Genomic DNA, 12,311 nt, shown 5'->3' on the forward strand with positions numbered 1-12,311 from the left:
AGGTGCCCGAGGGCGGCGGCCTCGTCGAAGAGCGGGGACTTCTGGGCGATGTAGGGGTTGATCCAGAGGCTGATCCGCAGGCCCTTCTCCTTGAGCCGGGCCAGCATGCCGTCCGGGTCGGGGAAGACGTCCGGGTCCCACCGGAAGTCGCACCACTGGTACTCGCGCATCCAGAAGCAGTCGAAGTGGAAGACCGACAGCGGGATGCCGCGCTCGGCCATGCCGTCGACGAACGACGTCACCGTCCGCTCGTCGTAGGACGTGGTGAAGGAGGTGCTGAGCCACAGCCCGAAGGACCAGGCGGGCGGGAGGGCCGGGCGGCCGGTGAGCCCCGTGTAGCGGGTCAGGACGTCCTTCGGGGTGGGGCCGGCGACGACGTAGTACTCCAGGGACTGGTCCTCGACGCTGAACTGCACCTGGCCCACGGACTCGGACCCCACCTCGAAGGAGACCGCGCCGGGGTGGTTGACGAAGACGCCGTAACCGCGGGAGGAGACGTAGAACGGGACGTTCTTGTAGGCCTGTTCGCTGCTCGTGCCGCCGTCGGCCTGCCAGACGTCGACGGTCTGGCCGTTCTTGACGAACGGGGTGAAGCGCTCGCCCAGGCCGTAGACCTGCTCGCCGACGCCCAGCGACAGCCGGCCCAGCACGTGGTGCGCTCCGTCGCCGGTGGTGGCGAAGGCGGTGCTCCTGGCGTTCGCGCGGGTCAGTTCGCGTCCGTCCGCGTCGTGGAAGGAGAGGCCGAAGGGGCCCGGCCCGTCAAGACGGAGGGTCAGCGGGCCGCTGGTCAGCTCGGTGGCGGCGCCGTCCCGGCGCACCGTGCCCGGACCGTCCGCGTCGCCGGTGAGCGCGAAGTCGGGTCCGGGCCGTCGTGCGCCCGCGTGGTGGGTGACCCGCACGCCGATGACGCCCTCGGCGGGGGAGAAGCACTCGACCGTGATCAGCGGCGCGTTGAGCGTGTCGCCCCGGTGCGTCACCTTCCGCACGGCGGCATAGGCGGTGAAGCGCTTCGATTCTGCTTGCACGGCGCGCACTTCGGTGGCGTAAAAGATCTGGATGCCGTCGCGAATGCGCCAGAAACCGTCGGTGAACTTCATGGTGTTCCTCGGGTGGGGGAGGGGAAGTGGCGGAGGATGCGCGTCTGACCAGGCACTATGACAGAAGTGCGAGATCCTGTCATGCCCTGGCGCGAACGGACCGCAGTGCCGGGGGTCTAGCGCGACCGGCTTCCACTGGCGTATTGGTAATCAGGCCAAACAAATTGCACCGGTGCGGCGCTGGGCATCTCCACGGCACGAGCCGCGAAGACGTCGAAGCGCTTCACCGGCCTTCCCCGAAGAGTCACCGGCCCGTCCCACGCCGAGCCGGTCCCACACAAGGGCACCCACCGTGACAGCACATCCTCCGATTGCCGCACCCTCCGCGGGCGGACCTTCGCGCAGAGCCGTCACGTCGTTCGCCGTCGTCTCCGTCCTGGTCTCCGGAGCGGCACTGACCGGCTGCGCACAGCAACGCGACAGCGGCGTGTACACCGTGATGAACTCGTCGACCGACGAGACCTACCACCGCTGGGACGCCGAGGCGATGGCCCGTTGCGGCGAGCGGCTGGGCGTGACCGTCGAGCAGCAGAGCGTCCCCGCGGCGCAGGTGATGACGAAGGCGCTGCGCATGGCGTCGTCGAAGTCGCTGCCGGACATCGTGCAGTTCGACGCCTCCGAGATGCCCACGTTCGCCGAGGCCGGCGGACTCGTCGACCTGCGCACCCTGGGCCTCGGCACCGAGGACGTCCCCGAGGGCATCGTGGACTTCGGCTCCTACGAGGGCACGTACTACGGCGCGGCCCGCTCGGTGAACACCCTCGCGCTCTTCTACAACGAGGACGTCCTGGACGAGGCGGGCGTGAAGGTGCCCACCACCTGGGGCGAACTGCGGGAGGCGGCGAAGGAGCTGACCCGGGGCAAGCGGTACGGCCTGGCGCTCAGCGCGGGCGGCGCCGAGGACGGCGTCTTCCAGTTCACGCCGTTCATGTGGTCGAACGGCGGTGACGAGACCGAGCTGGACGGCCCGCGGGTCGTGGAGGCGCTCGACTACTGGAAGACGCTGCTCCAGGACGGGTCGCTGTCCAGGTCCACGGTCAACTGGACACAGGCGGACGTGAACGACCAGTTCATGGCGGGGAACGCCGCCATGATGATCAACGGCCCGTGGCAGGTCGAGACCCTCGACACCAAGGAGTCACTGCGCTGGGGCATCGCGCGGATCCCCGTTCCCGAGGAGGGGGCCGCGTCGGTGGGACCGCTCGGCGGCGCGGTGCTCACCGTGCCCCGCACCGGGGACACGGAGCGCGAGCGGACGGCCGGCCGGATCGTCGCCTGTCTGGCGGGGGAGGAGGAGCAGCTCACCTACGCCCTGAACAGCTGGATGGTGCCGGCCAACGAGAAGGCCGCCGCCGTGTGGCGCGAGCGGGTGCCCGAGCTGGACGCGCTGGCCGACCAGGTCGCCGCCGCCCGGTCCCGCACGGCCACGCTCGGCGCCGGCTGGCCGGCGGTGTCGCTCGCCCTGCAGAGCGCCTTCCAGTCCGCCCTGACCGGCCAGTCCAGCGAGGCCGCCCTGAAGCGCGCCCAGCAGCGCGCCACGAGCGGGAACCGGGGTGCGCGCCCATGACCACGTCCACCGTCACCGCCCCGGCGTCCACGAGGGCCCCCGGGACGGCCGCCGCGCCGGACCCGGCCCGGACGCGCCGGCGCCGCAGGCTCGCCCAGTGGGGCTTCGTCGCCCCCGCCGTCGTCTTCATGCTGCTGTTCTTCGGCTACCCGCTCGTCCGCAACGTCGTGATGAGCTTCCAGCACTACACGCCGAAGACGTTCTTCACCGGCGAGGCCCCCTTCAACGGCACCGACAACTGGGCGGCCGTCCTCCAGGACGCCCTCTTCGGCAAGGCGCTGTGGCACACGCTCGTCTTCACCGCCGGCTCCCTGCTCGGCCAGTTCTGCGTCGGGCTCGCGCTCGCCGTCTTCTTCAACCGCAGGTTCCCGCTGGGCGGTGTCCTGCGGTCGCTGATCCTGCTGCCCTGGCTGGTGCCCATGGTGGTGTCCGGCATCGTGTGGCGCCGCATCCTCGACCAGGACACCGGCGTGCTGAACACCTTCCTGGACACCCTGGGCCCGATCGGTCACCTCCCGTGGCTGACCAGCCCCGACCTGGCCCTGCTGTCGGTGATCCTGGTCAACGTCTGGATCGGCGTCCCGTTCAACATGGTCATCCTGTACGGCGGCCTCCAGGAGATCCCGAAGGAGCTGTACGAGGCGGCCTCCCTGGACGGCGCCTCGGCCTGGCGCACCTTCCGCTCCGTCACCCTGCCGGTGCTCAAGCCGGTGATCACGGTCGTCCTCGTGCTCGGCTTCATGTCGACGGTCAAGATCCTCGACCTGATCCTCGCCCTCACCGACGGCGGCCCCGCGGACGCCACCCAGACCCTGGGCACGCTCACCTACCAGAACTCCTTCGTGGAGCTGGACTTCGGCGCGGGCGCGGTCGTCGGCAACGCGCTCATCCTCGTCTCCGCGGTGTTCGCGGTGCTCTACCTGCGGGCCGACCGCACCGAGGGGAAGTGACCGGCATGGCCTCCCACACCACCGCCCCCGCACGCGGGCGCCGGCTGGGCTCCACCGCGGTGGGCCTGCTCATCCTGGGCGTGATGCTCTTCCCGCTGTACTGGATGCTCAACACGGCGCTCCAGCCCGAGTCCGGCCTGCTCCAAGTCGACCCGGTGCCCGGCGACCCGGACCTGTCCGGGTTCTCCAAGGCCCTCGGCGACCAGGGCGGCCACCTGCTGACCTCCCTGGTGGTCTCGCTCGGCGCCGTCGCCGTCTGCCTGGCCGTCTCCGCCCCCGCGGCGTACGGACTGGCCCGGTTCGGCCTGCGCGGCTCGCGCACGATCGTGTTCGGCACCCTGATCACGCAGATGGTGCCGGGCATCGTCATCGCCAACGCGCTCTACACCTCGTACGTCGACCTGGGCCTGGTGAACTCGTACTTCGGCCTGATGCTCGCGGACGCCTCGCTCGGCATCCCGTTCTCCATCGTGCTGATGCGCTCCTTCATGGTGTCCCTCCCGGGCGAGGTCCTCGAGGCCGCGGAGATCGACGGCGCCGGACCGGTGCGGACCTTCGTGCGCGTGGTGCTCCCGATGAGCCGCAACTCGCTGATCACGTCCGGCCTGTTCGCGTTCCTGTTCGCGTGGAGCGACTTCATGTTCGCGCTCACCCTGAACACCACGGACGACGTCAAGCCGATCACGCTGGGCATCTACCAGTACATCGGCGCCCACGTCGGCGACTGGGGCTCGGTGATGGCCGCCTCCGTGCTCTCCGCCGTCCCGGCGGCGGTCCTGCTCCTCCTCGCCCAGAAGCACATCGCCGCCGGCATCACCGGGGGCTCTGTCAAATGACCCGCGCGCGCACCGGGACGGACCCGAAGGCATGAGCGACTTCCCCGTTCCCGTCCGGCTCATCCCGGGGCGGCCCGCGCCGATGCCGCGTCGGCCGCCCCGGGAACGGCGACGGGCCTGCGGAGCAGGAGCAGTGCCGCGTCGTCGTGGAGCCGGCCGCCCACGTGCGCCAGCAGCTCCTCGTGCAGCGCCGCGAGAGTGCGGGCCGGCTCGTCGCACAGGTGCCGGGCCAGCCCGTCGGCGAGCGGGTAGAACTCGCGGTCCTCGTCGCGGGCCTCCGTGACGCCGTCGGTGTAGAGCAGCAGCTGGTCCCCCTCGTCGAACGACAGCGCCCGGAGGTCGGGGGCCTCGCCCGACAGGGCCCGCAGCCCCAGGGGCGGCGCCGGGCGGACGGGATCCACGGCCGTCACGTCGGAGCCGCGGATCAGCAGGGGAGGCGCGTGTCCGCAGTTGACCACCTCCAGGCGTCCGGCTTCCGGGTATCCGGCGACCACGGCGGTGACGAAGTCGTCCGCCCCGAGATTGCGCGCCAGGCTCCGCTCGATCCTGCCGACGACGTCCAGCAGATCGGGCTCGTCGTAGGCGGCCTCCCGGAAGACACCGAGGACGAGGGCGGCGGTCCCCACGGCGGGCAGGCCCTTGCCGCGCACGTCGCCGACGATCAGCCGGACCCCGTGCGGGGTGGGGACCAGCGCGTAGAGGTCACCGCCGATGCGGGCCTCCGCCGCGGCGGCGGTGTAGTGGACGGCCGCCTGGAACGGGCCGACGGTCCCGGGGACCGGCTTGAGCAGGGCGTGCTGCGCGGTCTCCGCGACGGAGCGGACGGCCGCGAGCACCCGCTCGCGGTGGGCGCGCAGGGCACTGGTGAGCGTGCCGGCCAGGGTGACGGTCACCAGCGCGGCGAGCAGGACGGCCAGCGCCGATGCCGGCACACCGTGGCGGGCGCCGATCGCCGCGCCCAGGAGCGCGGTGAGGAGGCCGACCCCGACGACCCCGACCGGCCTGCTGGTGGCCGCCGCCAGCGCGGGCGCGGTGGCGAGCAGCGGCAGCCAGACCTTCCCCGTCCCGTCGACGAGGTCGACGAGCACGATGACGCAGACGATCAGCAGGGGCAGCGCGGGCGTACCGGCGACCAGGTGCGCGAGGGTCCGCGTCCAGGGCGATGCCGTGTGTCCCGCCCTGCGCCTGTACCACCGCGCCCGCCAATGGTCGCGTCCCCTCCGCCGGGTGTGACTCATGTGTCGCTCGCTGTCCTCACCTTGTGCGGCACGCGCACCCGAAATGTCTCCTTTATAAGCAAAGAAGATCGTTGTGAACGTCACAAGAGCGTATTTTTCAGATGGTGAGTGAAAGGCCCCGTGACACCCGCCCCGCGGCCGGGAGCAGTCGCTCGCGGATCTCGTCGAGCCGGGGCCGCCGGTCCGCCCGCATCGACACGCCGAGCGAGCCCAGCGTCCGCCCGCTGCGGACGGGCACCGCCACGCAGACGGTGCCGAGGGCGTACTCCTCCAGGTCCGTGACCGCCGGGGCCAGCGGGGTGGAGTCCAGCCGGCGGATCAGCTCCCCGGCCGTGGTGATCGTCCGGGGGGTGAGGTCGTCGAGGGGGTGCCGGGAGAGGTAGTCCTTGCGCGCCTCGTCGTCCAGCTCCCGCAGCACGCACTTGCCCAGCGCGGTGGCGTGCCCGGCGTCCTCGAAGCCCACCCAGAGGTCGACCCGGGGGGTGCGGGGTCCGTCGACGATCTCGGCGACCCGGATCTCGCCGTCCTCGTAGAAGGTGAGGTAGGCGGCGGTCGAGAGCTCGTCCCGCAGCGCGGCGAGCACCGGCCGGACGCGGTTGAGCAGGGCCTGCCCGCGGCCCGCGGTGTGCAGCGTCCGCAGTCGGTCGCCCAGGACGAACCCGCCGTCGTCCAGTTTGCGCAGGTATCCGTCGTGCACCAGTGTGCGCAGCAGGTGGTAGGCGGTGGCCAGGGGCAGATCCGTCTCGCGGGCCAGCCGCTTCGCCGGTGCGCCGTTCTCGTGCGCGCTCACCGCCTCCAGCAGGCGGAAGGCGCGCTGTACGGAGGTGATGAGGGTCGGCGCCGCACCCATGTGACCAGCCTGCGCCAGGCACCCGCCGCGGGCAAGGGCGGGCCGCCTCGCCGTCCTCCCCCGGGTCCCGGCCGGGCCGGGGGCCCGCCGTGCCGGCCGGGGGCCGGTACCGGTGCGGTGCCCGGCCGGGTGTCTCCGTACGTGCCGTTCCTCCTGTGCCACCCTCTCCGCTCTCGCGGCTGCCGACGCCGTCGTCCGGGGACGCCTCCCGGTCGCGCCCTGCGGTTCGGCCGTCCGGCCGTGCGACCGTCCGGCCGTGCGGGTACGGAATCTTCAATTCCCAACTGATTGACAGGTCCATACCAAGGCGGGACGCTGAGAGCGCTCTCATGAACGTGCTTGTCGGTCACTGTCGATCGGAGACAGAGCATGCTTCGCACCCTCACACGCCGGCTCCTGGCCGCCGGGCTGAGCGTCGCCACCGTGCTCGGCGGCTCGCTGCTCGCCGCGGGAGTCCCCTCGCCCGCCCACGCGGCGGTCCCGGACACCATCCCCCTGACGATCACCAACAACTCGGGCCGCGGCGAGCAGGTGTACGTGTACAACCTCGGCACCCAGCTGTCGACCGGCCGGCAGGGCTGGGCCGACGCGAACGGAACGTTCCACCCCTGGCCGGCGGGCGGCAATCCGCCCACCCCCGCGCCCGACGCGGCGATACCGGGCCCGGCGCCGGGGCGGTCCGCGACCCTTCGCCTCCCGAAGTTCTCCGGCCGCATCTACTTCTCCTACGGCCGGAAACTGGTGTTCAAGCTGACCACCGGAGGCCTGGTCCAGCCCGCCGTGCAGAACCCGACGGACCCCAACCGGGACATCCTGTTCAACTGGTCGGAGTACACGCTGAACGACTCCGGCCTGTGGCTCAACAGCACACAGGTCGACATGTTCTCCGCGCCCTACTCCGTGGGAGTGCAGCGCGCCGACGGGACGACGGCGAGCACCGGCCGGCTCGTGCCCGGCGGCTACAACGGGTTCTTCAGCGCGCTCAGGGGGCAGCCCGGTGGCTGGGCCGGTCTGATCCAGACCCGGAGCGACGGCACCGTGCTGCGCGCGCTCTCCCCGCTCTACGGAGTGGAGACGGGTGCTCTGCCGGCCTCGGTCATGGACGACTACGTCAACCGCGTCTGGCAGAAGTACACCACCTCGACCCTGACGGTCACGCCCTTCGCCGACCGGCCCGGCACCAAGTACCACGGCCGGGTGTCCGGCGGCGTCATGCACTTCACCGACGGCGCGGGCGCCGTCGTCACCAGCTTCCAGAAGCCCGACGCCTCCTCCGTCTTCGGCTGTCACGGGAGGCTCGACGCGCCGAACGACCAGGTGCGCGGCCCGATCTCACGCACGCTGTGCGCCGGATTCAACCGCTCCACGCTCCTGACCAACCCCCACCAGCCCGACCCCGACGCGGCCGGTTTCTACCGGGACGCCGTCACCAACCACTACGCCCGGGCGATCCACGCGCGGATGGCCGACGGGAAGGCCTACGCCTTCGCCTTCGACGACGTGGGCAACCACGAGTCGCTCGTCCACGACGGCAACCCGCGTCAGGCCCACCTCACGCTCGATCCCTTCAGCTGATCACCTCCGCAGGACGGCCGCCGGGAGCACCCGCCCGCCCCGTGCGCGGGGCCGGGCCCCGGCGGCCCGCACCTGTCGTACGGCCATGAACGGATAGCCATTTGCCTAAAGCCATTAGGCACGTGCATGATCGAGCTCGTCGACAGGGAGGACGGGGCATGGCACGCGCAGGACTGACGGCGGAACGCCTCACCCGGGCGGGAGCCGACCTCGCCGACGAGGTCGGCTTCGAGCGGGTGACCGTCTCGGAGCTCGCCCGGCGCTTCGACGTCAAGGTGGCGAGCCTGTACTCGCACCTGAAGAGCTCGCAGGACCTCAAGACCAGGATCGCGCTGCTCGCCCTGGAGGAGCTCGCGGACCGGGCCGCCGACGCACTGGCCGGACGGGCCGGCAAGGACGCGCTGACCGCCCTCGCCGACGTGTACCGCGACTACGCCAGGGAGCATCCCGGCCGCTACGCCGCGGCCCGGTACCGGCTCGATCCGGAGACGGCCGCGGCCGGCGCGGGCGTGCGGCACGCCCACCTGACGCGGGCGGTGCTGCGCGGCTACGACCTGACCGAGCCGGACCGGACGCACGCGGTACGGCTGCTGGGCAGCGTCTTCCACGGCTACATCAGCCTCGAGGCGGAAGGCGGGTTCAGCCACAGCGCCCCCGACACGCAGGAGACCTGGTCGCGCGTCCTCGACGCCCTCGACGCCCTGCTGCGCAACTGGCCCGCCCCCTGACGGCGGACCCGCCCCGGACGCACCCGGGGCCCGACCGAGCATCCGCACCACAGACAGGCCGGCCCATGCACGAGCACGAACACACCTGGATCACCACCCCCGTCACCGCCGACATCCTGCGCGGCGCCCTCGACCTGGAGCGCACCGCGCACGGGGTCCTGCCGCACCGGCTGCCCGCACGGGCTCGTGCCCAGTGCGCCGACGGACAGCTCGCGATGGCCGAGTCCCAGCCGTCCGGCGTGAGGCTCGTCCTCCGCACCCGGGCGACCGCCGTCGAACTGGACACGCTGCCCACCAAACGGGTCTACGCCGGAGCCCCACCGCGCCCGGACGGCGTGTACGACCTGCTCGTCGACGGACGGCCGGCGGGCCGGGGCACCGTGGCCGGCGGCAACACGCTCCTCATCGACATGAGCAGCGGAACGTTCGAGAACCGGCCCGGCCCCGCGGGCACCCTCCGCTTCACCGGACTGCCCGAACGCGACAAGACCGTCGAGATCTGGCTGCCGCACAACGAGACCACCGAACTCGTCGCACTGCGCACCGACGCCCCCGTCGAGCCCGCGTCCGGGCCGCGGCGCGGCGTGTGGCTGCACCACGGCAGTTCCATCAGCCACGGATCCGACGCCGAGAGCCCCACCACCACCTGGCCCGCACGCGCCGCGGCACTGGGCGGCGTGGAACTGATCAACCTGGGGCTGGGCGGCGGCGCCCTGCTCGACCCGTTCACGGCGCGGGCCATGCGCGACACCCCCGCCGACCTGATCAGCGTCAAGCTGGGCATCAACCTCGTCAACACCGACCTGATGCGGCTGCGCGCCTTCACCCCGGCCGTCCACGGCTTCCTCGACACCATCCGCGAGGGCCACCCCACCGCCCCGCTCCTGGTCGTCTCGCCCCTCCTGTGCCCCCTCCACGAGGACACACCCGGTCCGAGCGTTCTCGACCCCGGCAGCCTCGCCACGGGCGTGCTCCGGTTCCGGGCCGCGGGCGACCCCGCCGAGCGGGCCGCCGGCAAGCTGACCCTCACCGTCATCCGGGACGAGCTGAGCCGCATCGTGCGGCAACGCGCCGCCGACGACCCGAACCTGCACCACCTCGACGGCCGGGACCTCTACGGCGAGGCGGACTTCGCCGAGCTGCCCCTGCCCGACGGCCTCCACCCCGACGCGGCCACCCACCGGCGCATCGGCGAGCGCTTCGCCGCCCACGCCTTCACGGACGGCGGCCCGCTCGCCCCACCGCCCGCCTGACACCGGAACCCGCCGCGACAGCGGCCGGCCGGGCCGACCTGATGCCGGCCCGGCCGGCCGGCCACGTTCCGTCCCGGGCGTGTGACCTCTCCCACCTGCTCTTGTCCAAGGAGGAAGGGTTACCTAAGTTCGACGGTATGCCCCACGGTGACCCCCTGCCTCCCGAGGAAAGCGCCGCGCCGGACGGACCGGGCGGCTCGGCACCGATCGATTTCTCCGTCGATCTGAGCTCGCACGAGATGCTCCGGCGCACGCACGTCCTGGCCGCGCTCGGACCCGACTGGGACCCCGTGGCGGCGCTGCGCGACGAGGAGGAGGCCCACCGGCTGCTGTACTCGGGCCTCGACGCGGAACAGCAGCGGCTGTACGACGAGCTGGTCTCGGCCGGTGTGCTCCCGGGGCGGGGGGACGGCCGTGCTCCCGCTTGATCCGGACGCCGACATCGGCCGGCGGGCCTGGGTGGCGTGCCCGAACTGCGACGACCGCCGCGGCTGCGCCACGTGCGAGCAGGGACGCACCTGTTCCACGCACTGGCGCTATCTGCTCTCCTGCACGGGCAGTCTGCTCCACCTGCAGTGCCCGTCGTGCACCCATGTCTGGACGCACGAGACCCACTTCGGCGCCACCCGTTCCGCCTGAGCGCACCGCCGCCGGCGGGCGGCGGCGTGACCGCCCGGAAGAGCGGCCGGAACGCTCCGGGAGCCCCGGCCGCGGCGACGGCCGCCCCGTCCCGCGAATGGCAAATAGCGCCGTTGTCGGGGGACCGGGCAGGCCGACAGGATGGGGCGCATGGAGTATCCAGGAAGCTGTCGGCCTGGAGAGATCCAGGACCTGTCCGCCTTCATGCAGGGGCTGCGCGAACTGAAGAGGTGCTCGGGACTGTCGTACCGGCAGCTCGAGGAGCGGGCGGCGGCCGCCGGGGACGTGCTGCCGCGCAGTTCGCTCTCCAGCATGCTGTGCCGGGACGTGCCACCCCGGCACGATCTCCTGGTGGCGTTCGTGAAGGCGTGCGGCGAGGGGGAGCGGGCCGCGGAGTGGGCCGACGCCAGGGACAGGGTCGCCGGCGCCCACCCGCGGGAACCGTCGACGGCCCCGGTCGCGCGGACCGCGACGGACGGGCCGGACTCCGGGCCGGCGGACCCGGGCGGACCGCGCTTCCCGCCCCGGCGGCGGTACGCCCGTCCGGCCCTCGCCGTCGTCGTCGCCGGGGTGGCCGGGGCCGTTCTGGTCGCCGCCGCCGCGATGCGGACCTCGTCCGAGGACCGGGGCGACGGCCGCGGTGCCCTCGCCGGCGGCGACGTCCCACCCGCTGCCGGGACCGCCCCGCCCAGCGGCTGGGTGACCCTCCGCGTCGCGCGGGACCCGGACCTGTGCCTGACCGACGGGCGCGTGCGGGACTGGCGGTACACCCCCCTGGTCGCCGTGCAGCGGCCCTGCGACGAGATCTCGCCGCAGAGCACCCTGCTGGAGCCGCTCGGCCAGGGGCTCTACCGCATCCAGTGGCACCACCCCGACTACGGCAAGGGCTGCCTCAAGGCGCTGACCGCCGGCAGCGGCGAGGGCCTGCTGGAGCCCATGGACGACTGCGCGCAGGCCAGTCTGTTCTCCGTCGAGCCGTCGGGGGAGCTCCGCCGCGGCGCGTTCGTGCTGCGGGTCGAGGGCCAGGGCTGCGTGGGCATCGCGGGCTCCGGGCGTGACGCCGGTACGGAGGCCGTCATGCAGCGGTGCGACGGCGAGGACCGTCAGGTCTTCCTCATCCGCGCCGTGGACCGGGGATCGGGCTGGCCGGCCCCCTCGACCGTGCCCAGCACACGCGCCTCGGGGAAGTAGCCGACCGAGCGCGAGTCGTAGCTGTCGTCCCGGTTGTCACCGAGCAGCACGAGCATGCCCTCGGGCACGGTGTCCTCCGGCACGTCGGCCAGGGCGGGCACCTGGGCGCGCGGCACCGGGTCGCCGGGAACCGCCGCCACCCGCTTGATGAACCAGTGCCGCGCGTAGAGGACGTGCGCGGGCGCGGTGCGCGCCACGGGGGCGTCCGGCCACGGCGCCCGGTACGGAGGCCGTTCCACGACGACCACCGCACCCCGGACGGGGACCGCCCGGCGGCGCACCACCACGCTGTCCCCGTCGTGGTAGGCCGGTTCCATGCTGCCGCCGGACACGCTCACCGCCACCCAGCGCCGCTCGGCGGCCCGGGCGAGCGCGAGCGCGGCGGAG

13 protein-coding genes are annotated in these 12,311 nt (G+C 72.7%); 9 read left to right on the forward strand and 4 right to left on the reverse strand.

Annotated elements, in window-relative coordinates:
* Positions 1 to 1,097: TIM-barrel domain-containing protein (locus tag B7L92_RS25125; RefSeq protein ID WP_304364711.1), on the reverse strand; the 1,097-nt coding region annotated here is incomplete at its 3' end.
* 292 nt (positions 1,098 to 1,389) lie between these two features.
* Here B7L92_RS25125 and B7L92_RS25130 point away from each other — a divergent pair.
* From B7L92_RS25130 to B7L92_RS25140, 3 genes are read left to right on the forward strand one after another with little or no spacing between them, the layout of a single operon-like run.
* Entirely contained in the window at positions 1,390 to 2,664 is a 1,275-nt protein-coding gene (locus B7L92_RS25130; RefSeq protein ID WP_081239689.1) for an ABC transporter substrate-binding protein, read from the forward strand.
* Positions 2,661 to 3,614: a carbohydrate ABC transporter permease gene (locus B7L92_RS25135; protein WP_081239690.1), complete on the forward strand. Its 954-nt coding sequence runs from the start codon at positions 2,661 to 2,663 to the stop codon at positions 3,612 to 3,614. Before B7L92_RS25130 ends, B7L92_RS25135 begins: the two co-directional genes overlap by 4 nt.
* Positions 3,615 to 3,619: 5 nt before the next feature.
* A complete protein-coding gene (locus tag B7L92_RS25140; protein WP_081239699.1) occupies positions 3,620 to 4,450 on the forward strand; it encodes a carbohydrate ABC transporter permease in 831 nt (276 codons plus the stop codon).
* Between the two features lie 59 nt (positions 4,451 to 4,509).
* On the opposite strand, the gene B7L92_RS25145 is transcribed toward B7L92_RS25140, so the two are convergent.
* Positions 4,510 to 5,688: a PP2C family protein-serine/threonine phosphatase gene (locus B7L92_RS25145; protein WP_081239691.1), complete on the reverse strand. Its 1,179-nt coding sequence runs from the start codon at positions 5,686 to 5,688 to the stop codon at positions 4,510 to 4,512.
* A 97-nt stretch (positions 5,689 to 5,785) separates the two neighbouring features.
* Positions 5,786 to 6,538: an IclR family transcriptional regulator gene (locus B7L92_RS25150; protein WP_081239692.1), complete on the reverse strand. Its 753-nt coding sequence runs from the start codon at positions 6,536 to 6,538 to the stop codon at positions 5,786 to 5,788.
* Between the two features lie 369 nt (positions 6,539 to 6,907).
* Between B7L92_RS25150 and B7L92_RS25155 the strand changes: the two genes are divergently transcribed.
* The 6 genes from B7L92_RS25155 (at position 6,908) to B7L92_RS25180 (ending at position 11,924) form a co-directional block, all read left to right on the forward strand.
* Positions 6,908 to 8,113, forward strand: coding sequence for a glycoside hydrolase family 64 protein (locus B7L92_RS25155; RefSeq protein WP_081239693.1), 1,206 nt, complete (start codon positions 6,908 to 6,910; stop codon positions 8,111 to 8,113).
* Between the two features lie 158 nt (positions 8,114 to 8,271).
* A complete protein-coding gene (locus B7L92_RS25160; protein ID WP_081239694.1) occupies positions 8,272 to 8,841 on the forward strand; it encodes a TetR/AcrR family transcriptional regulator in 570 nt (189 codons plus the stop codon).
* Positions 8,842 to 8,906: 65 nt separating this feature from the next.
* Entirely contained in the window at positions 8,907 to 10,094 is a 1,188-nt protein-coding gene (locus tag B7L92_RS25165; RefSeq protein ID WP_081239695.1) for a GDSL-type esterase/lipase family protein, read from the forward strand.
* A 137-nt stretch (positions 10,095 to 10,231) separates the two neighbouring features.
* A complete protein-coding gene (locus B7L92_RS25170) occupies positions 10,232 to 10,522 on the forward strand; it encodes a DUF6400 family protein (RefSeq protein WP_081239696.1) in 291 nt (96 codons plus the stop codon).
* Positions 10,509 to 10,733: a hypothetical protein gene (locus B7L92_RS25175; protein ID WP_016823300.1), complete on the forward strand. Its 225-nt coding sequence runs from the start codon at positions 10,509 to 10,511 to the stop codon at positions 10,731 to 10,733. The genes B7L92_RS25170 and B7L92_RS25175 overlap by 14 nt, the downstream gene beginning before the upstream one ends.
* Positions 10,734 to 10,883: 150 nt before the next feature.
* Complete coding sequence (locus B7L92_RS25180; RefSeq protein WP_255311128.1) at positions 10,884 to 11,924, forward strand: RICIN domain-containing protein; 1,041 nt, start codon at positions 10,884 to 10,886, stop codon at positions 11,922 to 11,924.
* Here B7L92_RS25180 and B7L92_RS25185 read toward each other — a convergent pair.
* The coding region (locus tag B7L92_RS25185; RefSeq protein ID WP_081239698.1) for a S26 family signal peptidase at positions 11,837 to 12,311 on the reverse strand (475 nt) is incomplete at its 5' end. The two genes, B7L92_RS25180 and B7L92_RS25185, sit on opposite strands and share 88 nt — an antisense overlap.

The organism is Streptomyces viridosporus, from assembly GCF_002078235.1.
GTDB classification, from domain to species: Bacteria; Actinomycetota; Actinomycetes; order Streptomycetales; family Streptomycetaceae; genus Streptomyces; species Streptomyces viridosporus.